Annotated in this window: 24 protein-coding genes; 20 read left to right on the top strand and 4 right to left on the bottom strand. The window is 73.4% G+C overall.

The annotated features are described in order from the left end of the window. Nucleotides 1-3: 3 nt before the first annotated feature. Genes ABZW32_RS11500 through ABZW32_RS11490 form a run of 3 tightly spaced genes read left to right on the top strand, consistent with a single transcriptional unit; the run spans nt 4 to nt 2,502 of the window. Nucleotides 4-1,041, top strand: a complete 1,038-nt coding sequence (locus ABZW32_RS11500) for an ABC transporter ATP-binding protein (RefSeq protein WP_356214277.1) — start codon at nt 4-6, stop codon at nt 1,039-1,041. Continuing rightward, on the top strand, nt 1,038-1,823 hold the full coding sequence (locus ABZW32_RS11495) for an ABC transporter permease (RefSeq protein ID WP_356214275.1): 786 nt from the start codon (nt 1,038-1,040) through the stop codon (nt 1,821-1,823). The genes ABZW32_RS11500 and ABZW32_RS11495 overlap by 4 nt, the downstream gene beginning before the upstream one ends. 28 nt (nt 1,824-1,851) lie before the next feature. Then, nucleotides 1,852-2,502 carry a hypothetical protein gene (locus ABZW32_RS11490; RefSeq protein WP_356214273.1) on the top strand — a complete coding sequence of 217 codons (651 nt, stop codon included), beginning with the start codon at nt 1,852-1,854 and terminating at the stop codon, nt 2,500-2,502. Between the two features lie 323 nt (nt 2,503-2,825). Here the strand turns inward: ABZW32_RS11490 and ybaK are convergent, their stop codons facing one another. Genes ybaK through ABZW32_RS11475 form a run of 3 tightly spaced genes read right to left on the bottom strand, consistent with a single transcriptional unit; the run spans nt 2,826 to nt 5,692 of the window. Beyond that, a complete protein-coding gene (gene ybaK, locus ABZW32_RS11485) occupies nt 2,826-3,323 on the bottom strand; it encodes a Cys-tRNA(Pro) deacylase (protein WP_356214271.1) in 498 nt (165 codons plus the stop codon). Between the two features lie 4 nt (nt 3,324-3,327). After that, entirely contained in the window at nt 3,328-4,068 is a 741-nt protein-coding gene (locus ABZW32_RS11480) for an LON peptidase substrate-binding domain-containing protein (RefSeq protein WP_356214269.1), read from the bottom strand. 34 nt (nt 4,069-4,102) lie between these two features. Further along, entirely contained in the window at nt 4,103-5,692 is a 1,590-nt protein-coding gene (locus ABZW32_RS11475) for an oxidoreductase (protein WP_356214267.1), read from the bottom strand. Nucleotides 5,693-5,815: 123 nt separating this feature from the next. Here ABZW32_RS11475 and hisD point away from each other — a divergent pair, with 123 nt between their 5' ends. Genes hisD through hisF form a run of 8 tightly spaced genes read left to right on the top strand, consistent with a single transcriptional unit; the run spans nt 5,816 to nt 11,502 of the window. Next, a complete protein-coding gene (gene hisD, locus ABZW32_RS11470) occupies nt 5,816-7,138 on the top strand; it encodes a histidinol dehydrogenase (protein ID WP_356214265.1) in 1,323 nt (440 codons plus the stop codon). Further along, the gene (locus tag ABZW32_RS11465) at nt 7,135-8,244 is read left to right on the top strand and encodes a histidinol-phosphate transaminase (RefSeq protein WP_356214263.1); all 1,110 of its coding nucleotides are present in this window, start codon (nt 7,135-7,137) and stop codon (nt 8,242-8,244) included. The genes hisD and ABZW32_RS11465 overlap by 4 nt, the downstream gene beginning before the upstream one ends. Continuing rightward, the gene (hisB, locus tag ABZW32_RS11460; RefSeq protein ID WP_030155936.1) at nt 8,241-8,834 is read left to right on the top strand and encodes an imidazoleglycerol-phosphate dehydratase HisB; all 594 of its coding nucleotides are present in this window, start codon (nt 8,241-8,243) and stop codon (nt 8,832-8,834) included. The genes ABZW32_RS11465 and hisB overlap by 4 nt, the downstream gene beginning before the upstream one ends. 2 nt (nt 8,835-8,836) lie before the next feature. Beyond that, nucleotides 8,837-9,004: a hypothetical protein gene (locus ABZW32_RS11455; RefSeq protein WP_266838544.1), complete on the top strand. Its 168-nt coding sequence runs from the start codon at nt 8,837-8,839 to the stop codon at nt 9,002-9,004. Next, nucleotides 9,001-9,642 carry an imidazole glycerol phosphate synthase subunit HisH gene (gene hisH, locus ABZW32_RS11450; RefSeq protein ID WP_266838543.1) on the top strand — a complete coding sequence of 214 codons (642 nt, stop codon included), beginning with the start codon at nt 9,001-9,003 and terminating at the stop codon, nt 9,640-9,642. The genes ABZW32_RS11455 and hisH overlap by 4 nt, the downstream gene beginning before the upstream one ends. After that, entirely contained in the window at nt 9,642-10,367 is a 726-nt protein-coding gene (priA, locus tag ABZW32_RS11445; protein ID WP_356214260.1) for a bifunctional 1-(5-phosphoribosyl)-5-((5-phosphoribosylamino)methylideneamino)imidazole-4-carboxamide isomerase/phosphoribosylanthranilate isomerase PriA, read from the top strand. The genes hisH and priA overlap by 1 nt, the downstream gene beginning before the upstream one ends. Further along, nucleotides 10,364-10,750, top strand: a complete 387-nt coding sequence (locus ABZW32_RS11440; protein ID WP_356214258.1) for a RidA family protein — start codon at nt 10,364-10,366, stop codon at nt 10,748-10,750. Before priA ends, ABZW32_RS11440 begins: the two co-directional genes overlap by 4 nt. Further along, complete coding sequence (gene hisF / locus ABZW32_RS11435; protein ID WP_356214256.1) at nt 10,747-11,502, top strand: imidazole glycerol phosphate synthase subunit HisF; 756 nt, start codon at nt 10,747-10,749, stop codon at nt 11,500-11,502. The genes ABZW32_RS11440 and hisF overlap by 4 nt, the downstream gene beginning before the upstream one ends. Before the next feature lie 156 nt (nt 11,503-11,658). Here hisF and ABZW32_RS11430 read toward each other — a convergent pair whose 3' ends face one another. Beyond that, nucleotides 11,659-12,291, bottom strand: coding sequence for a TIGR03085 family metal-binding protein (locus tag ABZW32_RS11430; RefSeq protein WP_356214254.1), 633 nt, complete (start codon nt 12,289-12,291; stop codon nt 11,659-11,661). Between the two features lie 84 nt (nt 12,292-12,375). Here ABZW32_RS11430 and hisI point away from each other — a divergent pair, with 84 nt between their 5' ends. The 9 genes from hisI (at nt 12,376) to trpA (ending at nt 19,336) form a co-directional block, all read left to right on the top strand. Next, the gene (hisI, locus tag ABZW32_RS11425) at nt 12,376-12,741 is read left to right on the top strand and encodes a phosphoribosyl-AMP cyclohydrolase (protein WP_356214252.1); all 366 of its coding nucleotides are present in this window, start codon (nt 12,376-12,378) and stop codon (nt 12,739-12,741) included. A 19-nt stretch (nt 12,742-12,760) separates the two neighbouring features. Next, nucleotides 12,761-14,251: an anthranilate synthase component I gene (locus ABZW32_RS11420; RefSeq protein ID WP_356214250.1), complete on the top strand. Its 1,491-nt coding sequence runs from the start codon at nt 12,761-12,763 to the stop codon at nt 14,249-14,251. Nucleotides 14,252-14,265: 14 nt separating this feature from the next. Then, entirely contained in the window at nt 14,266-14,913 is a 648-nt protein-coding gene (locus tag ABZW32_RS11415) for a TIGR02234 family membrane protein (protein WP_356214248.1), read from the top strand. 93 nt (nt 14,914-15,006) lie between these two features. Next, entirely contained in the window at nt 15,007-15,258 is a 252-nt protein-coding gene (locus ABZW32_RS11410) for an HGxxPAAW family protein (protein WP_356214246.1), read from the top strand. Between the two features lie 83 nt (nt 15,259-15,341). After that, nucleotides 15,342-15,842 (top strand): DUF2752 domain-containing protein, encoded by a 501-nt coding sequence (locus ABZW32_RS11405; protein ID WP_356214244.1) that lies wholly within the window; start codon nt 15,342-15,344, stop codon nt 15,840-15,842. 181 nt (nt 15,843-16,023) lie between these two features. After that, entirely contained in the window at nt 16,024-16,833 is an 810-nt protein-coding gene (gene trpC, locus ABZW32_RS11400) for an indole-3-glycerol phosphate synthase TrpC (RefSeq protein ID WP_030228144.1), read from the top strand. 8 nt (nt 16,834-16,841) lie between these two features. Beyond that, nucleotides 16,842-17,051, top strand: a complete 210-nt coding sequence (locus ABZW32_RS11395) for a hypothetical protein (RefSeq protein WP_030228146.1) — start codon at nt 16,842-16,844, stop codon at nt 17,049-17,051. Between the two features lie 207 nt (nt 17,052-17,258). Next, nucleotides 17,259-18,521 (top strand): tryptophan synthase subunit beta, encoded by a 1,263-nt coding sequence (trpB, locus tag ABZW32_RS11390; RefSeq protein ID WP_356214241.1) that lies wholly within the window; start codon nt 17,259-17,261, stop codon nt 18,519-18,521. Continuing rightward, entirely contained in the window at nt 18,518-19,336 is an 819-nt protein-coding gene (gene trpA / locus ABZW32_RS11385; RefSeq protein ID WP_030228151.1) for a tryptophan synthase subunit alpha, read from the top strand. The genes trpB and trpA overlap by 4 nt, the downstream gene beginning before the upstream one ends. Nucleotides 19,337-19,405: the final 69 nt, after the last annotated feature.

Genomic DNA, 19,405 nt, shown 5'->3' with positions numbered 1-19,405 from the left:
CTCGTGAGTACGGGCACAGCACAGGCAGGGCACCCCACGGCAGCGGCCGCCGGAACGGCTTCCGACGTGGTCTGCGCGGTGCGTGACCTGGTCAAGACGTACCCGGCGGTGCGCGGCCGGCGCGGGGCCCCCGCCCTGCCCGAGACCCGGGCCAACGACGGGATCTCCCTGGAGGTCCGGCGCGGCGAGATCTTCGGCCTGCTCGGCCCCAACGGCGCCGGCAAGTCCACCCTGGTCCGCCAGCTGACCGGGCTGATGCGGCCCGACGAGGGCGCCGTCACCCTGCTCGGCCACGACCTCGTGCGCCACCCCGAGCGGGCCGCCCGCCTCCTCGCCTACCTCGGCCAGGAGTCCACCGCCCTCGACGAGCTCACCGTCTCCCTGGCCGCCGAGACCACCGGCCGGCTGCGCGGACTCGGCGCGCGCGACGCGCGGACCGCGCGGGACGAGGTGCTGGAGGAACTGGGGCTGACCGCGATCGCCGGGCGCCCCCTGAAGAAGCTCTCCGGCGGCCAGCGCCGCCTCGCCTGCTTCGCGTCGGCCCTGGTCGGCGAGCGGGCCGTGCTCGTCCTGGACGAGCCCACCACCGGCATGGACCCCGTCGCCCGGCGCGCCGTGTGGGCCGCCGTGGACCGGCGCCGCGAGCACCACGGCGCCACCGTCCTGCTGGTCACCCACAACGTCATCGAGGCCGAGACCGTCCTCGACCGGGTCGCCGTCATCGACCAGGGCAAGGTCATCGCCTGCGACACCCCCTCCGGGCTCAAGGCCCGCGTCTCCGACGAGGTCCGCCTGGAGCTGGTGTGGCGCACCGCCCCGCCGCTGGAGGTCCCCGAGGTCGCGGAGCTCGCCCCGCGGGCGGCCGAGTCCGGGCGGCGCTGGGTGCTGCGGCTGGGCCAGGACGAGGCCCGCGCGGCCGTCGCCGCCGTCACCGGCGGTCCGGCCTTCGCCGCCCTCGACGATTTCACGTTGGCCACGCCGAGCCTGGAGGACGTCTACCTCGCGCTGGGTGGACGGATGAAGGGTCTGGTCAAGTCGTGACCGACATCGCTGCCGCGGTACCCGGGGTGCTCGCGCCCCGCGCCCGCTTCTTCCCCGCGCTCGCCGCCGTCTACCGGGCGCAGCTGTCCCGGGCGCGCGTGGCGCGGATCCCGCTGCTGTTCGTGGCCACCTTCCAGTCCGTCGGGATCATGATCCTGATGCGGGGCGTGGTCGACGGGGGCGGCGGTTCCGAGGCGCGCGCCGTCGTCGCCGGCTCGTCCGTGCTGGTGGTCGCCTTCGTCGCGCTGAACCTGCTCGCGCAGTACTTCGGGCAGCTCCGGGCGAGCGGCGGGCTGGACCACTACGCCACCCTGCCGGTGCCGCCCGCCTCGGTGGTGCTGGGCGCGGCAGCCGCGTACGCCTCCTTCACCCTGCCGGGCACCCTGGTCACGGCCGTCTTCGGCTGCGTGCTGTTCGGGCTGCCGATGGGCGGGCTGTGGATCCTGGCCGCCGTGGTGCCGCTCGCCGGGGCCGCCCTCGCCGGGCTCGGCGCCGCGCTGGGGCTGCTCGCCCCGCGCCAGGAGCTGGCCACGCTGGCCGGGCAGCTGGGCATGTCGGCGGCGCTGCTGCTGGGGGTGCTGCCGCCGGAGCGGATGCCGGGACCCGTCGTCTGGGCGCGGGACCTGCTGCCGTCCACCTACGGGGTGCAGGCCTTCGCGGAGACCTTCGCCCCGCACCCGCACTGGTCGGCGGTCGCCCTCGACCTCGGGGTGTGCGGGGCCGTCGGGCTGCTGTCCCTGACCGTGGCCACCTGGGCCTACCGGCGGGCGGCGGTCCGCTGACGCCGTCGCCGGGCGTACCTGGCACGATGTGGGGGTGACCGAAGCCGTGACGCCGCCGTCGTCTCCCTCCGACCTCCCCGACCTCCCGAAGCCGGAGGCCGCCGTCACCCCCGCGGACATCCGTGACGGGGCCGCCGTCACCTTCGTGGTGGGCGTGGCCGGGGTACTCCTCGGGCTGCTGTGGGCGTGGCTGGCGCCGCGCGTCCAGTACGTCTCCAACGGCGAGGCCGTCTTCCTGCGCGACACCGAGAGCGAGGCGCGGATCGGGGCCGACGGGACGTTCTTCCTGCTGGCGATGGGGTTCGGGGTGCTGAGCGCGCTCGGCGTGTTCCTGTGGCGCCGGCGCGGGGGCGTACCCCTGGTGATCGGGCTGGCCCTCGGGGCGGGCTTCGCCGCGCTGGTGGGGTGGCGGGTGGGGCTGTGGCTCGGCCCCGGCTCCGACGTGCCGGCGGCTGCCGCGAAGGCCGGCAAGGGGGTGCCGTTCGACGCGCCGCTGCAGGTGCTGGCGTACGGGGTGCTGCTGGTGTGGCCGATGACGGCCGTCGCCGTCCACCTCGGGCTGACCGCCGTCTGGGGTCCGCGGGACCCGTCGCCGGGCGCCGAGTGGTACGGCGCGTACCCGCCGGAGCACGTCCACATGGACCCGACCCCGTCGGAACCCCCGCGCTCCGCGCCCTGACCCCCCGGGGGGCCAGGTGCCGCTGCGCGGAGCTGGTCCCCGACCCGCCCTTCCCCCGTTCCCCGGGCTCCGCCCGGACCCTTCGGGGGCTCCGCCCCCGGACCTCCGCGCCTCAAACGCCGGCGGGGCTGGATTTCCGCCTGGCGGGGCTGGATGTACCTGGCGGCGGCTGGATTGCCCGCAGGGCAATTCCAGCCCCGCCGGCGCTTGAGGCGCGGGCGCGGAGCGCCGTGTCCTGACCCGCACGGGTCATTCAGCCGCGCCGGCGCTTGAGGCGCGGGGTCCGGGGCGGAGCCCCAGGAGCGGGGAAACAGCCGGCCAGGCTAAGGGCGGGCGACCGGGGCCACCGTGGCCCCCGTGAGGGTGGTCAGGGCGGTGGGGGAGAGCTCGACCTCCAGGCCCCGGCGCCCGGCCGAGACGCAGATCGTGGGGTGCGCGGACGCGGACGCGTCCAGCACCGTGCGCAACCGCTTGCGCTGCCCCAGCGGGGAGATGCCGCCCCTGACGTAGCCCGTGGTGCGCTCCGCCAGCGCGGGGTCGGCCATCGCCGCCCGCTTGCCGCCCACCGCGCCCGCCAGGGCCTTCAGGTCCAGCGAGCCCGAGACCGGGACCACCGCCACCGTGAGGACCCCGTCGACGTCCGCGACGAGCGTCTTGAAGACCCGGTCCGGGGAGACGCCCATGGCCTCGGCGGCCTCCTCCCCGTAGGAGGGGTGGGCCGGGTCGTGCTCGTAGGCGTGCGTGGTGAAGTCCACTCCGGCCGCCGTCAGGGCGACGATCGCCGGAGTGCCCGCCGTCTGCTGCTTCTGCTTCTTCGCCATGCCTTCAGTTCGGGCTCGTCGGGGCGCGGGTCAGGTCCACCGCGGGGAGGGACGGGAGGTGCCGGATCACCGCCGTCTCGGTACGCAGCAGCTTCAGCTCCTCCGCCAGCCTCGTCGCGGTGTCCGGGGCCTGCAGGAGGCGCTGCTTGGCCGGGATGTCCAGCACGGCGGCGGCCGCCACCAGGTAGGAGACCACCGAGGGCTCGTCCGGCAGGTCCGGCGTCGAGGTCAGGGTCCGCTCACGGGCCCCGGCCAGACGCTTCTGGTAGCTGCGGAAGGCCCGCAGGACCCCCTCCGAAAGGGCCCCCGCACCGTCGCCCGCGTCCTCCGCGAGCTCCTCCAGCTCGGCGACCAGGAACGGCCCCGACGCGTCGACCGACAGCAGCCGCACCCGCGTCGTGCCGGTGGCCAGCACCTCGAACGTGCCGTCCTCCCGCTCCCGGATCGTCGCCGCGTCCGCGACGCAGCCCACCCGGTGGAACGCCTGGATCGGGTCCGCGCCGAAGCCCGCCGCCGGACCCCGCGCGGGCAGTGCCGTCGGGTCGGGCAGGCCGGGCGCGGTGGGGGCCACCTCCCGGCCGTCGCGGATCGCGACGACGGCGAACCGGCGCGGCTCGTCCTCCCCGGTCTTCAGCAGCTCGCGCATCATGGCGCGATACCGCTCCTCGAAGACGTTGAGCGGCAGCACGAGGCCCGGGAACAGAACCTGGTTCAGCGGGAAGAGTGGCAGGCGAACGGTGGTCACGAGGCACAGGGTAGTGGCCGGACGGCCCGGGCCGTCACCCCCGCCGCAGCAGCCGGGACGCGCCCGCGGCGACCGTCGTGGCCAGGATCCAGCCCAGCAGGACGAGGGCCGCCGCGGCCCACTGCCAGCCGCCCTGCACCTTCCACTGGCCCTCCTGGCCGAGATCGATCACCGGCAGCAGCAGATCGAGCGCGTACAGGGCGGCGTTCCACTGCGGGTGCTCGTCCGCCTTGATCGGCTCGGGCCGGTGGCCGGAGAACAGCAGGGCGCCGGCCGCCCACAGCACCGCCATCCACAGCGCCGCCCGCCCCGGCCGGTAGCCGTACACCACCGTCCAGTCCTGGAGGTACCCCCAGGCCCTGGCCGCGGGCGGCAGGGTGCTCCGGCGCCGCCGCTGCTTGGCGACCAGCACCTCGCGGGCGTCCGCGTCCTCCCCGCCGTCCCGCAGTACCGACGCGAGCCGCTCGTAGGGCTCCGGGGAGTACTCGGGGGTGGCCGCCGCCACCCACTCCAGGCGGCGGGCCAGCGGGAAGTGGCCCCGCGGGGCGAGGTCCTCGTAGACGAAGCCCTCCATGGACAGCCGGCCGGGGCCGGGCCAGCTCGTGGAGCGGTCGACCAGCTTGACCACCTTCGCCCCCGACACCACCACCCGGCCCCGCTCCGGCGCCTCGCCGACGAAGCGCAGCTCCGGGGTCTGGATCCGCCGCAGGGAGACCTCCTGATCGGGCCGGAGGTCGAACCGGGCCCCGTAGAAGTCGACGGAGTCCCCGAAACGGCCGTCGTCCAGCCGCATCCCGCCCCGGCACTCGAAGCGCCGCTCCGGCCCTCCGCGCGTGGGGGTCTGGGCCCAGTCGTACGGGCGCGCCGGATCGGGCGCCTCGCGGGGCAGGCCGACGGAGGTCAGGTACAGGGTCCGCTCGACGGTCAGGGTCGGGGCGTTCAGCGCGCGCCGGCCGTACGGGTTGCGCAGCCGCGCCCCGCGCAGGCTCATCGAGGCGCCCACCTTGGCCCCGCGCAGGCTCACCTCCCCGTACGTCTCCACCATGTCGGCCTGGACGTCCTGTGCGACCGCCATCCCGTCGGCGGCGATCGCCCGCCCCCGGTTGTCCCGCTGGAAGACGGCCTGGCTGATCAGCAGGTCGGTGCCGATCTGCGCGTCGGTCAGCCGGATCCCGCGCGCCACCCGGCAGCGCGCCAGGTGCAGGTCCCCCTCGGTGTGCAGCCGGGCCGCCTCGATGCGGGGGACGGCGCAGTCGTCCAGGCGCAGGGTGCCGAAACGGGTCTCGGAGAGCTGTATCTCCCCGTCGAAGCGGCACGCCCGGATCTCGACGTACGGGGGCACCGTGCCGCCGGACAGGTCGAGGCGCCCGGTGATCTGCGCGCCGCGCAGCTTCAGGCATCCGACGCGGCCCGGGACGGGCTCGGGTCCGGCCAGCAGGAGCAGGGCGACGACCTCCGCCCGGACCCGGCGCTCGGGACCCCACTCCGCGTCGCCGTGCGGGTCGTCCAGCTCGGCCACCCGGGCACTGAGGTCGCAGACGGTGCCCGCCCGGAAGGTCTGCCACATGCGGTGTTCGGCGTCGGTCAGGTCACCCGGTCGCCCGTCCACCTGCGTTTCGGTCATGGCAGCCCCCCGCTGTCACGTGCGTGTACGGGAAACGCTACGGGGCGGCCGTGACATCCGGGACGTGTATCAGCCAGTGATACGGGCGAACGGTGGCGGGAGCCGGTCTGAGAGAATTGGGACGTGATCTCTCGTATCGACCTGCGCGGTGACACCCTCCCCGAGGGTGGCGCCCTGCGCGATCTGCTGCCCCGTGCCGAGTTCGACGTGGAAGCCGCACTGGAGAAAGTGCGGCCCATCTGCGAGGACGTCCATCATCGTGGCACGGCGGCGCTGATCGAGTACGCGCGGAAGTTCGACGGGGTGGAGCTGGAGCAGGTCAGGGTGCCCGCCGAGGCGATCGAGGCCGCCCTCGACGCGCTGGACCCGGCGGTCCGCGCCGCCCTGGAGGAGTCCATCCGGCGCGCCCGGATCGTGCACCGCAGCCAGCGCCGCACCGAGCACACCACCCAGGTGGTCCCCGGCGGCACCGTGACCGAGAAGTGGGTTCCGGTCGAGCGCGTGGGCCTGTACGCCCCGGGCGGCCGCTCCGTGTACCCGTCCTCCGTCGTGATGAACGTCGTACCGGCCCAGGAGGCGGGCGTCGAGTCGATCGCGCTCGCGTCCCCGCCGCAGAAGGAGTTCGGGGGTCTGCCGCACCCGACGATCCTCGCCGCCTGCGCCCTGCTCGGCGTGGACGAGGTGTACGCGGCCGGCGGCGCCGTCGCCGTCGCGATGTTCGCGTACGGCACGCAGGACTGCCTGCCGGTCAACATGGTCACCGGCCCCGGCAACATCTGGGTCGCCGCCGCCAAGCGCTACTTCACCGGGAAGATCGGCATCGACACCGAGGCCGGCCCCACCGAGATCGCGGTCCTCGCGGACTCCACGGCCGACCCGGTGCACGTCGCCGCCGACCTGATCAGCCAGGCCGAGCACGACCCGCTGGCCGCCGCCGTGCTCGTCACGGACTCCGAGGAGCTCGCCGCCGCAGTCGAGAAGGAGCTGGAGCCGCAGGTCGCGGCCACCAAGCACGTCGAGGACCGGATCAAGCCCGCCCTCGCGGGCAGGCAGTCCGCGATCGTCCTGGTCGACAGCCTGGAGGACGGTCTCAAGGTCGTCGACGCGTACGGCGCCGAGCACCTGGAGGTCCAGACCGCCGACGCCGCCGCGTGGGCCGCCCGCGTCCGCAACGCCGGCGCGATCTTCGTCGGCCCCTGGGCCCCGGTCTCCCTCGGCGACTACTGCGCCGGCTCGAACCACGTGCTGCCCACCGGCGGCTGCGCCTGCCACTCCTCCGGCCTGTCCGTGCAGTCCTTCCTGCGCGGCATCCACATCGTCGACTACACGCGGGACGCCCTCGCCGAGGTCACCCACCACGTGGTGACCCTCGCCGAGGCCGAGGACCTGCCCGCGCACGGCGCGGCCCTCAAGGCCCGCTTCGGATGGAAGGTGCCCACCCAGTGAGTTTCGGGATCGACGACCTCCCCATCCGGGACGAACTGCGCGGCAAGACCCCGTACGGCGCCCCCCAGCTCGACGTACCCGTCCAGCTGAACACCAACGAGAACCCGTACCAGCTCCCCGAGGAGCTGGTCCGGCGCATCGCCGAGCGCGTGACCGACGCCGCCCGCACCCTCAACCGCTACCCCGACCGGGACGCGGTCGAGCTGCGCACGGAACTGGCCGCCTACCTCACCCGTACCGGCAAGCACCCCGTCGCCAAGGAGAACGTCTGGGCCGCCAACGGCTCCAACGAGGTCCTCCAGCAGCTGCTCCAGACCTTCGGCGGCCCCGGGCGCACCGCGATCGGCTTCGAGCCCTCGTACTCGATGCACGCGCTGATCGCCCGCGGCACGGGCACGGGCTGGATCTCCGGCCCGCGCCGGGACGACTTCACCATCGACGTGGAGGCGGCCGAGCAGGCCATCGCCGAGAACGCCCCCGACGTCGTCTTCATCACCTCGCCCAACAACCCCACCGGCACGGCGGTCGAGGCCGAGACGGTCCTCGCCCTCTACGAGGCCGCTCAGGAGGCCAAGCCCTCCCTGGTGGTCGTGGACGAGGCGTACGTGGAGTTCAGCCACCGGGACTCGCTCCTGCCGCTGATCGAGGGCCGCCCCAACCTGGTGGTCTCCCGGACCATGTCCAAGGCCTTCGGCGCCGCCGGCCTGCGCCTGGGCTACCTGGCCGCGCACCCCGCCGTGGTCGACGCCGTCCAGCTGGTGCGCCTGCCGTACCACTTGTCGGCCGTCACCCAGGCGACCGCGCTGGCCGCCCTGGAGCACACCGACACCCTGCTCGGCTACGTCGAGCAGCTCAAGGCCGAACGGGACCGCCTCGTCACCGAGCTGCGGGCCATCGGCTACGAGGTCACCGAGTCCGACGCGAACTTCATCCAGTTCGGGAAGTTCGACGACTCGCACACCGCCTGGCAGAAGATCCTCGACCAGGGCGTCCTGGTCCGGGACAACGGCGTACCGGGCTGGCTGCGGGTCACCGCCGGCACCCCGGCCGAGAACGACGCGTTCCTGGAAGCGGTTCGCGCACTGAAGAAGGAGCAGCAGGCATGAGCCGCATCGGACGGGTCGAACGGACCACGAAGGAGACCTCGGTCCTCGTCGAGATAAACCTCGACGGCACCGGCAAGGTCGACGTCTCGACCGGCGTGGGCTTCTACGACCACATGCTCGACCAGCTCGGCCGCCACGGACTCTTCGACCTCACCGTCAAGACCGACGGCGACCTGCACATCGACAGCCACCACACCATCGAGGACACCGCCCTCGCGCTCGGTGCCGCCTTCAAGCAGGCCCTCGGCGACAAGGTCGGCATCTACCGCTTCGGCAACTGCACCGTCCCGCTGGACGAGTCCCTCGCCCAGGTGACCGTCGACCTCTCCGGCCGCCCCTACCTCGTGCACACCGAGCCCGAGAACATGGCGCCGATGATCGGCGAGTACGACACGACGATGACCCGGCACATCTTCGAGTCCTTCGTGGCGCAGGCCCAGATCGCCCTGCACATCCACGTCCCGTACGGCCGCAACGCCCACCACATCGTGGAGTGCCAGTTCAAGGCCCTCGCCCGGGCCCTGCGCTACGCCGCGGAGTTCGACCCGCGCGCCGCCGGGATCCTGCCCTCCACGAAGGGCGCCCTCTAGCCGTGAACGGCCTCAACACCATCCTGATCGTCCTCGGCCTGTTCCTGGCCGGGGGCGTCTACTCCTTCCAGAAGCAGAAGATGCCCAAGTCGGTCATCATCCTGCTCGCCCTCGGCTCCGTGATGTGCCTCGCGGCCGGAGTCCTGCGAATCCAAGGAATCTGGGAATGAGCGCAGCAAAGAACGTCGTCGTCTTCGACTACGGCTTCGGCAACGTCCGCTCCGCCGAGCGGGCCCTCGCCCGCGTCGGCGCCGACGTCGAGATCACCCGCGACTACGACAAGGCGATGGACGCCGACGGCCTCCTGGTCCCCGGCGTCGGCGCCTTCTCGGCCTGCATGCAGGGCCTCAAGGACGCCCGCGGCGACTGGATCATCGGCCGCCGCCTCTCCGGCGGACGCCCGGTCATGGGCATCTGCGTCGGCATGCAGATCCTCTTCGAGCGCGGCATCGAGCACGGGGTGGAGACCGAGGGCCTCGACGAGTGGCCCGGCACGGTCGGCCCGCTCAAGGCCCCCGTCGTCCCCCACATGGGCTGGAACACCGTGGACGCGCCCGCCGACAGCCAGGCCTTCGCCGGGCTCGACGCCGACGCCCGCTTCTACTTCGTCCACTCCTACGCGGCGCACGAATGGAGCCTGGAGGTCACCAACCCGGCCATCCGCGCGCCCAAGGTCACCTGGGCCACCCACGGCCGTCCCTTCGTCGCGGCCGTGGAGAACGGAGCCCTGTGGGCCACCCAGTTCCACCCCGAGAAGTCCGGTGACACCGGTGCCCAGCTGCTCACCAACTGGATCGAGACCCTCTGATGAAGACGCTTGAGCTCCTCCCCGCGGTCGACGTCCGCGACGGCCAGGCCGTGCGCCTCGTCCACGGCGTCTCCGGCAGCGAGACCTCCTACGGCTCCCCGCTGGAGGCGGCCCTCGCCTGGCAGCGCTCCGGCGCCGAATGGCTGCACCTCGTCGACCTGGACGCCGCCTTCGGCACCGGCGACAACCGCGCCCTGGTCGCCGAGATCACCCGCGCCATGGACATCAAGGTCGAGCTGTCCGGCGGCATCCGCGACGACGCCTCGCTCGCCGCGGCCCTCGCGACCGGCTGCACCCGGGTGAACCTCGGCACCGCCGCCCTGGAGACCCCCGAGTGGGCCGCCAAGGCCATCGCCGAGCACGGCGACAAGATCGCCATCGGACTGGACGTGCGCGGCACCACCCTCAAGGGCCGCGGCTGGACCAGCGAGGGCGGCGACCTCTACGAGACCCTCGCCCGCCTGGACTCCGAGGGCTGTGCCCGCTACGTCGTCACCGACATCGGCAAGGACGGCACCCTCACCGGCCCCAACCTGGAGCTGCTGAAGAACGTCTGCGCCGCCACCGACCGCCCCGTCGTCGCCTCCGGCGGCATCTCCTGCCTGGACGACCTGCGCGCGCTGTCCGCGCTGGTCCCCGAGGGCGTCGAGGGCGCGATCGTCGGCAAGGCCCTGTACGCCAAGGCCTTCACCCTGGAAGAAGCCCTGAAGGTGGTCTCCGCATGAGCTCCGCAGACGTACGCCGCATCTCCTCCGGCGGCCCCTACGAGGACGTCATCGGCTACTCGCGCGCCGTCGCCCTCTCCAACGGCCTCGTCCTCGTCTCCGGCTGCACCGCGGCCGACGCGGGCGGCCCGTACGACCAGGCCGTCAAGGCCTTCGAGGTCGCCTTCAAGGCGCTCGCCGAGGCCGGGCTCGGCCCCGAGGACGTCGTCCGCACCCGGATGTACCTCACGCACGCCCGGGACGTGGACGAGGTGGGCCGCGCCCACAAGACCCTCTTCGACGCCGTCCGCCCCGCCGCCTCGATGATCATCGTCTCCGGCTTCGTCGACCCGTCGATGGTCGTCGAGGTGGAGGTCGAGGCGTACAAGGCGGTGGCCGGATGAGCCTCGCCGTACGCGTGATCCCCTGCCTGGACGTGGACAACGGCCGGGTCGTCAAGGGCGTCAACTTCCAGAACCTGCGCGACGCCGGCGACCCGGTGGAGATGGCCAAGCTGTACGACGCCGAGGGCGCCGACGAGCTGACCTTCCTGGACATCACCGCCTCCTCCGGCAACCGCGAGACCACCTACGACGTGGTGCGCCGCACCGCCGAGCAGGTCTTCATCCCCCTGACGGTGGGAGGCGGCGTCCGCACGGCGGACGACGTCGACAAGCTGCTGCGGGCCGGCGCGGACAAGGTGGGCGTGAACACGGCCGCCATCGCCCGCCCGGAGCTGATCCAGGAGATCGCCGAACGCTTCGGCCGGCAGGTCCTGGTGCTGTCCGTCGACGCCCGCCGCACGGCCTCCGGCTCCTTCGAGGTCACCACCCACGGTGGCCGCAAGGGCACCGGCATCGACGCCGTCGAGTGGGCCCACCGCGCCGCCGAACTCGGCGCCGGGGAGATCCTCCTCAACTCGATGGACGCCGACGGCACGAAGGACGGCTACGACACCAAGATGATCGCGGCGGTCCGCGAGCACGTCACCGTCCCGGTGATCGCCTCCGGCGGCGCCGGGAAGCTGGAGCACTTCCCGCCGGCCATCGCGGCGGGCGCCGACGCCGTCCTCGCGGCCTCGGTGTTCCACTTCGGCGACCTGCGCATCTCCGAGGTCAAGTCCGCCCTCCGCGAAGCGGGCCACCCGGTCCGCTGATGGCCCCCGGGGTCCGGGGGTCGCCCCCCGGACCCCGGCGCCTCAATCGCCGGCGGTGGCCCTTCGGGTGCGGGTCCGTTGCCGGGGGCCAGCCCCCGGACCCCCGCGCCTCAAACGCCGGCGAGGCTGGGTTTGGCTACGCCTCCGGCCAGCCGGTCAAATGCCCAGCTGGGCCCGGGTCAGGCGGGACACCGCTTCCTTCTCGCCCTCCAGTTCCACCGCCGCCGCGTCCTGCCGGCCGAAGCAGAACAGCGTCAGTTCGCCCGGCTCCCCCGTGACCGTCACCACCGGCACCCCCTTGTGCGCCACCGCCGTCCGCCCGTCCGGGCGGCGCAGGACCAGGCCGACCGGGGAGCGCCGGCCGGTGAGGCGGGCCAGCTTCTCCAGCCGGGACCAGAGCGCGTCCGAGAACACCGGGTCCAGCGCCCGCGGCGACCAGTCGGGCTGCGCGCGCCGCACGTCCTCGGCGTGGACGTAGAACTCCACCGCGTTGGCGGCCTCGTCGATCTGCTTCAGCGAGTACACCGACATCCGCGGCGGCCCCGTCCTGATCAGCTGGATGAGTTCCTCGTACGGCTTGGCCGCGTACTCCGCCATCGCCCGGTCCAGGCGGGCCTTGAGCGCGTTCAGCAGCAGGCCGCCCGCCGCGTCCGGGCGCCGCTCCCGGACCACCACGTGCGCCGCCAGCTCCCGCGCCCGCCAGCCTTCGCACAGCGTCGGCGCCTCCGGCCCGGCCGCCTCCAACAGGTCCGCCAGCAGCAGGCGTTCACGCTTCGCATGGGTAGACATGCGCGACAGCCTACGGCCGGACGCCGCCCCGTGCGTGCCCATCAGGCGGACGGTGATCCGTTCCGGGCCCGATCACGCGGCACAATGGCCCGCATGAGTACGTCCTCACTCGATCCCGCCATCGCCGCCCGCCTCAAGCGCTCCGCGGACGGTCTGGTACCGGCCATCGCCCAGCAGTACGACACCGGCGAGGTGCTCATGCTCGGCTGGATGGACGACGAGGCCCTGCACCGCACCCTGACCACCGGCCGCTGCACGTACTGGTCGCGCAGCCGCCAGGAGTACTGGGTCAAGGGGGACACCTCCGGCCACGTCCAGCACGTGAAGTCGGTGGCCCTCGACTGCGACGCGGACACCCTCCTCGTCAAGGTCGACCAGGTCGGCGCCGCCTGCCACACCGGCGCCCGCACGTGCTTCGACGCCGATGTCCTTCCGCTGGCCGCCGAATAACCCGTTAGGTTCCCACGCCATGGATCTTGAGACGTTTCGCAAGCTCGCGGCCGACCGCCGCGTCATCCCCGTGAGCCGCCGGCTCCTGGCCGACGGGGACACCCCCGTCGGGCTCTACCGGAAGCTGGCAGCCGAACGCCCGGGCACCTTCCTCCTCGAATCCGCCGAGAACGGCCGCTCCTGGTCCCGCTACTCCTTCGTCGGCGTCCGCAGCGACTCCACCCTGACCGTCAAGGACGGCCAGGCGCACTGGATCGGCACCCCGCCCGTCGGCGTCCCCACGGACGGCGACCCGCTCCAGGCACTGCGCGCCACCGTCGAGGCCCTGCACACCCCCCGCGACCTCGCGGGCGGGATGCCCCCCTTCACCGGCGGCATGGTCGGCTACCTGGGCTACGACATCGTCCGCCGGCTGGAGCGCATCGGCGAGCACACCACCGACGACCTGGAGCTCCCCGAGCTCACCATGCTGCTCACCTCCGACCTGGCGGTCCTCGACCACTGGGACGGCACGGTCCTGCTGATCGCCAACGCGATCAACCACAACGCGCTCGACACCGGCGCCGACGAGGCCTGGGCCGACGCCGTGGCCCGCCTCGATGCGATGGAGGCGGACCTCGCCCGGCCCGCGCCCTACGCACCGGCCCCGCTCCCGGAGTCCGAGCTGCCCGCCTTCGAGGCGCTCTGGGGCGGCGAGCAGTTCCAGGCCGCCGTCGAGGACGTCAAGGAGCGCATCCGGGCCGGCGAGGCCTTCCAGGTGGTCCCCTCGCAGCGGTTCGAGACCCCCTGCAGCGCCTCCGCGCTGGACGTGTACCGGGTGCTGCGGGCCACGAACCCGTCCCCGTACATGTACCTGTTCCGCTTCGAGAACGGCTTCGACGTGGTCGGGTCCAGCCCCGAGGCGCTGGTCAAGGTCGAGGACGGGCGGGCCATGGTCCACCCGATCGCCGGCACCCGCCACCGCGGCGCGACCCCGCAACGGGACAACGAGCTCGCCGACGAGCTGCTGGCCGACCCCAAGGAGCGCGCCGAGCACCTGATGCTCGTCGACCTCGGCCGCAACGACCTGGGCCGGGTCTGCGAGCCGGGCTCGGTCGAGGTCGTGGACTTCATGAGCATCGAGCGCTACTCGCACGTCATGCACATCGTCTCCACCGTCACCGGGCGGGTCGCCGAGGGCAAGACCGCCTTCGACGTGCTCACCGCCTGCTTCCCGGCCGGCACCCTCTCGGGCGCCCCCAAGCCGCGCGCCATGCAGATCATCGAGGAGCTGGAGCCTTCCCGCCGGGGCCTGTACGGCGGTTGCGTCGGCTACCTCGACTTCGCGGGCGACTCCGACACGGCGATCGCCATCCGCACCGCGCTGCTGCGCGACGGGACGGCGTACGTGCAGGCCGGAGCCGGTGTGGTCGCGGATTCGGTGCCCGAGCTGGAGGACCTGGAGTGCCGCAACAAGGCGGCCGCCGTGCTCCGCGCCGTGGGAGCGGCGAACCGCCTCCACCGCGGCTGAGGGCGTAGGGGATAGTGGGGTACGTGAGTGCCGTACCCCCATCCCCCGCCGCCACCGCCGACGCCGAGGCCCCCGAGGCCGGGAGCGCCCGCCGCAGCGTCGCCGTGGCCCTGCTGCTCGGCGCGCTCGGCGCCACCGTCGTCCTGCTCGCCTCCGGCCGCGTCTGGGCCCGGGGCAGCGCCGCCGTGGGAGGCGGCTCGCTCCCGCTGACGGCGGACGGGCGGGCCGTCACGGGCCTGCCCGCGGCCCTGGCCATCGTCGGCCTCGCGGCCCTGGTGGCGGTGTTCGCTGTACGGGGCCGGGGGCGGCTGCTGGTGTCCGTCCTGCTCGCGCTGAGCGGCCTCGGCGGGGCGCTGTCCGCGGTGGCCGCGGCCGACGACCACCGGGCGCTCGACGAGCGGGCCGTCACCGCCACGGCCGACACCGCCGCCCGGGCGGCCGAGCTGACCCATACGGCCTGGCCGTACATCACGGCCGCAGGCGCCGTCCTGATCCTGCTCGCCGGTCTCCTCGCGGTCCGCTTCGGCCGCGCCTGGCCCGCCATGGGCGGCCGCTACGAGCGCGACGGCAGTCCGCGGCGCAAGGCGCCCGCGGCGGTGGACCCGGACCGGCCGGAGGACCTGTGGAAGGCTCTGGACCGGGGCGAGGATCCCACCCACTAAGCCCCACCCAGTGGAGAATCCGCACGCCCCGTGCGGGACAATGGCAGTGAGCGTGCGGCACCGCACGCGCGACAGAGCAACGAGGAGCAACTCATGGCGGGCACGAGCCACGGACACACCCCGGCCGCCTGGACCGGTGTCATCATCGCCTTCATCGGTTTCTGCGTCTCCGGCGCCTTCATGGTGCTGGCGAACCCGCTCGGGTTCTGGGCGGGTCTCGTCATCGTCGCGCTCGGCGGAGTCGTCGGACTCGCTATGCGGGCCGCGGGCATGGGTGCGCCGAAGGCCGCCCACCGCGACCTCGCCGAGGTCATCGCCGCCAACCGCGTTCCCGCCAAGGTCTGAGCGCGGACCCCGCGGACCCCGCGGTTCGAAAGGCGCGGCCCGGTCGGGCTGCGCCTTTTGTCATGAGCGGAGAGAATCAGCGGGTGGACGCCTCTCGCACCCCCGCCGCCCCCGCTCCCGCCGCCCCGCCCGGCGGGTCCGGGCCCTGGCGGCCCGTACCGTCCGGGCCGGTTCCCGCGCCGGTGTCGCGGGTCCGGCGGGCCGCCGCACCGGTGCTCACCCTGGCCGGGGCCGTGGCCGCCTTCGCGTACGTGGGCACCGTGGACCCGAACGAGCCCGGTCACTACCCGGTGTGCCCGCTGCTGCGGCTGACCGGGATCCTGTGTCCGGGCTGCGGCGGGCTGCGCAGCGCGCACGCCTTCGCCCACGGGGACCTGCCCGCGGCGCTCGGCGCCAATGCCGTGGCCGTCGCGGGCTACTTCGTCTTCGCCGGTTTCCTGGCCCTGTGGCTGGTCCGGGCCTTCGGCGGCCGTCCGGCGCCGCGGATCGCGCTGCGGCCGGCCTACTGGTGGGGGATCGGCACGCTGGTGCTGCTCTTCTCGATCGTCCGTAATCTCCCGTTCGGTTCCGCTCTGGCCCCGTGAAGCGCGGCGGCTCTTGCGGGGAGCCATGGGAATGCCATATTCCGACTGTCCAGTCAATGGGAAACCGCGAAGTCAGTGCAGAGCGCGTAGAGAGCTGCGGATACCATTTGAGTGCTGACCTTGCAGTGGAACGTGTCCGCAAGGCGGCCGACCGTCATCAACCCGGAAGGGGGCCGCTCGCGTGAGTGTGCTCGACGAGATCATCGAAGGGGTCCGCGAAGACCTTGCCGAACGGCAGGCCCGCGTGAGCCTCGACGAGCTCAAGGAGCGTGCCGCCAAGGCGCCCCAGGCCAAGGACGGTGTCGCCGCCCTGCGTGGCGACAGCGTCAAGGTGATCTGCGAGGTCAAGCGCTCCAGCCCCTCCAAGGGCGCGCTGGCCGCGATCGCCGATCCGGCCGGGCTCGCCGCCGACTACGAGGCCGGCGGTGCGGCGGTCATCTCCGTCCTCACCGAACAGCGTCGCTTCGGTGGCTCGCTGGCCGACCTGGAGGCCGTCCGCGCCCGCGTGGACATCCCGATCCTGCGCAAGGACTTCATCGTCACGGCGTACCAGCTGTGGGAGGCCCGCGCCTACGGCGCCGACCTCGTGCTGCTGATCGTCGCGGCCCTGGAGCAGGAGGCCCTCGTCTCCCTCATCGAGCGGGCCGAGTCCATCGGTCTCACCCCGCTCGTGGAGGTCCACGACGAGGAGGAGATCGAGCGGGCCGTCGCCGCGGGCGCCAAGATCATCGGCGTCAACGCGCGCAACCTGAAGGACCTCAAGGTCGACCGCTCCACCTTCGAGCGGGTCGTCGGAGAGATCCCGCCCCACATCGTGAAGGTCGCCGAGTCCGGCATCCGCGGACCGCACGACCTGATCGCGTACGCCAACGAGGGCGCCGACGCCGTCCTCGTCGGAGAGTCCCTGGTCACCGGGCGCGACCCGAAGGCGGCCGTCGCCGACCTCGTCGCCGCCGGGGCCCACCCCGCCCTGCGCCACGGCCGGAGCTGACCCTTCCCATGCCTCCTTCCCGCCCCTCCGTCCGCACCCGACCGGGCCACGGCCCGGCCGCGGTGCCGACGGCGCACGCGCCCCTGGCGCGCGGCTGCCGCCCCCGCGGCTGCCGCGCCCCGGCCCGGCGCGTGCACGGCCGGCGGGTGCGGTACGTGATCGGCTCCGAGCCCGGTCAGGTCAACGGAATGCGATGGCGCGGCGGAGCCGCGCTGTAGACGACGGCCGCCCCGGCCCGGTACGCGAGGACGTACCGGCCGGGAGGTCGCGCACGGCCCCACGCCCGAGCCCCAGGCTCCCGGCGCGGGCCGGGCGTCCGCACGGCGGCGCACCCCCCCAGCGGGGTGCGCGGGCCGCGGACCGACGGCGCAATACGGTGCAACCAGCCCCCGTCGCGCATTTCCGTACACGTAGGAGTAGTGGCCATGTCCACCAGCTCGTTCTTCATCCCGGACCCGGAGGGTCACGTCCCGAACACCGAGGGCTACTTCGGTGACTTCGGCGGCAAGTTCATCCCGGAGGCGCTGGTCGCCGCCGTGGACGAGGTCGCCGTCGAGTACGAGAAGGCCAAGGGCGACCCGGCCTTCGCCGCCGAGCTCAACGAGCTCATGGTCAACTACACGGGCCGGCCCAGCGCCCTCACCGAGGTGCCCCGCTTCGCCGAGCACGCGGGCGGCGCCCGGATCTTCCTCAAGCGCGAGGACCTCAACCACACCGGCTCGCACAAGATCAACAACGTGCTGGGCCAGGCGCTGCTCACCAAGCGCATGGGCAAGACCCGCGTCATCGCCGAGACCGGCGCCGGCCAGCACGGCGTGGCCACCGCCACCGCCTGCGCCCTCTTCGGCCTCGACTGCACCATCTACATGGGCGAGATCGACACCCAGCGCCAGGCCCTGAACGTGGCCCGCATGCGCATGCTCGGCGCCGAGGTCATCGCCGTGAAGTCGGGTTCGCGCACCCTCAAGGACGCCATCAACGAGGCGTTCCGCGACTGGGTCGCCAACGTCGAGGAGACCCACTACCTCTTCGGCACCGTCGCCGGACCGCACCCCTTCCCGGCCATGGTCCGCGACTTCCACCGCGTCATCGGCGTCGAGGCCCGCCGCCAGATCCTGGAGCGCGCGGGCCGCCTGCCCGACGCCGTCGCGGCCTGCGTCGGCGGCGGCTCCAACGCCATCGGCCTCTTCCACGCCTTCATCCCGGACGCCGACGTCCGCCTGGTCGGCTTCGAGCCCGCCGGACACGGCGTGGAGACCGGCGAGCACGCGGCCACCCTGACCGCGGGCGAGCCCGGCATCCTGCACGGCTCCCGCTCCTACGTCCTCCAGGACGAGGAGGGCCAGATCACCGAGCCCTACTCGATCTCCGCCGGTCTGGACTACCCGGGCATCGGCCCCGAGCACTCCTACCTCAAGGACACCGGCCGCGGCGAGTACCGCGCGGTCACCGACGACGCCGCCATGCAGGCCCTGCGCCTGCTCTCGCGCACCGAGGGCATCATCCCGGCCATCGAGTCGGCGCACGCCCTCGCCGGAGCCCTCGACCTGGGCAAGGAGCTGGGCAAGGACGGCCTGATCGTGGTCAACCTGTCCGGCCGCGGCGACAAGGACATGGACACGGCCGCACGCTATTTCGGCCTGTACGACGGCGAGTCCGAGAACGGGACCGAGGGGGAGAACAAGTGAGCAACCAGGGCAACATCGAACTGCTGAGCGCCACCCTCGCGAAGGCGAAGTCCGAGGACCGCGCGGCCCTCGTCGCCTACCTCCCGGCCGGGTTCCCGACCGTCGACGGCGCGATCGAGGCCGCCAAGGCGATCATCGCGGGCGGCGCGGACGTCGTGGAGATCGGCCTGCCGCACAGCGACCCCGTCCTGGACGGCGCGGTCATCCAGACGGCCGACGACATCGCCCTGCGCGGCGGCGTCAAGATCGCCGACGTGCTGCGGACCGTGCGCGAGACCTTCGAGGCCACCGGGGTCCCGATCCTCGTCATGACCTACTGGAACCCCATCGACCGCTACGGCGTCGAGCGGTTCACCGCCGAGCTGGCGGCGGCGGGCGGCGCGGGCTGCATCCTGCCCGACCTGCCGGTCCAGGAGTCCGCGCTGTGGCGCGAGCACGCGGCGGAGCACGGTCTGGCGACCGTGTTCGTCGTGGCCCCCAGCAGCCGTGACGAGCGCCTGGCGACCATCACGGCCGCCGGCTCCGGTTTCGTCTACGCCGCCTCCCTCATGGGCGTCACCGGCACCCGCGAGTCCGTCGGCAACGAGGCCCAGGAGCTGGTGCGCCGCACCCGCACCACCACCGAGCTGCCGGTCTGCGTGGGTCTGGGCGTCTCCAACGCCGTCCAGGCGAAGCAGGTGGCGGGCTTCGCCGACGGCGTGATCGTCGGTTCGGCCTTCGTGAAGCTGCTGCTGGACGCACCGGACGAGCAGGCCGGGCTGGCCGCCGTACGGGCCCTGGCGGGCGAGCTCGCGGAAGGCGTACGCAGGTCCTGACGCCGGGCGGGCCCCGACGGGGGTTCTGTAGCCCGATCGAGTGGAAACGGGAGCGGGGAGGCACGCGAG

This window comes from Streptomyces sp. NPDC004667, from assembly GCF_040609475.1.
Taxonomy (GTDB): Bacteria; Actinomycetota; Actinomycetes; order Streptomycetales; family Streptomycetaceae; genus Streptomyces.
Note: the sequence above shows the minus strand (reverse complement) of the source record. Positions and strands in the feature narration are given on the sequence as shown.

What these genes read in the sequence shown, in the direction of transcription:
- hisH (WP_266838543.1), top strand. Translation starts at nt 9,001, where the DNA reads ATGAGCGCAGCAAAGAACGTCGTCGTCTTCGACTACGGCTTCGGCAAC.
- ABZW32_RS11475 (WP_356214267.1), bottom strand. Translation starts at nt 5,692, where the DNA reads ATGACCGAAACGCAGGTGGACGGGCGACCGGGTGACCTGACCGACGCC.
- ABZW32_RS11410 (WP_356214246.1), top strand. Translation starts at nt 15,007, where the DNA reads ATGGCGGGCACGAGCCACGGACACACCCCGGCCGCCTGGACCGGTGTC.
- ABZW32_RS11440 (WP_356214258.1), top strand. Translation starts at nt 10,364, where the DNA reads ATGAGCTCCGCAGACGTACGCCGCATCTCCTCCGGCGGCCCCTACGAG.
- ABZW32_RS11430 (WP_356214254.1), bottom strand. Translation starts at nt 12,291, where the DNA reads ATGTCTACCCATGCGAAGCGTGAACGCCTGCTGCTGGCGGACCTGTTG.
- hisF (WP_356214256.1), top strand. Translation starts at nt 10,747, where the DNA reads ATGAGCCTCGCCGTACGCGTGATCCCCTGCCTGGACGTGGACAACGGC.
- priA (WP_356214260.1), top strand. Translation starts at nt 9,642, where the DNA reads ATGAAGACGCTTGAGCTCCTCCCCGCGGTCGACGTCCGCGACGGCCAG.
- ybaK (WP_356214271.1), bottom strand. Translation starts at nt 3,323, where the DNA reads ATGGCGAAGAAGCAGAAGCAGCAGACGGCGGGCACTCCGGCGATCGTC.
- hisI (WP_356214252.1), top strand. Translation starts at nt 12,376, where the DNA reads ATGGCCCGCATGAGTACGTCCTCACTCGATCCCGCCATCGCCGCCCGC.
- ABZW32_RS11395 (WP_030228146.1), top strand. Translation starts at nt 16,842, where the DNA reads ATGCCTCCTTCCCGCCCCTCCGTCCGCACCCGACCGGGCCACGGCCCG.
- hisB (WP_030155936.1), top strand. Translation starts at nt 8,241, where the DNA reads ATGAGCCGCATCGGACGGGTCGAACGGACCACGAAGGAGACCTCGGTC.
- ABZW32_RS11420 (WP_356214250.1), top strand. Translation starts at nt 12,761, where the DNA reads ATGGATCTTGAGACGTTTCGCAAGCTCGCGGCCGACCGCCGCGTCATC.
- trpB (WP_356214241.1), top strand. Translation starts at nt 17,259, where the DNA reads ATGTCCACCAGCTCGTTCTTCATCCCGGACCCGGAGGGTCACGTCCCG.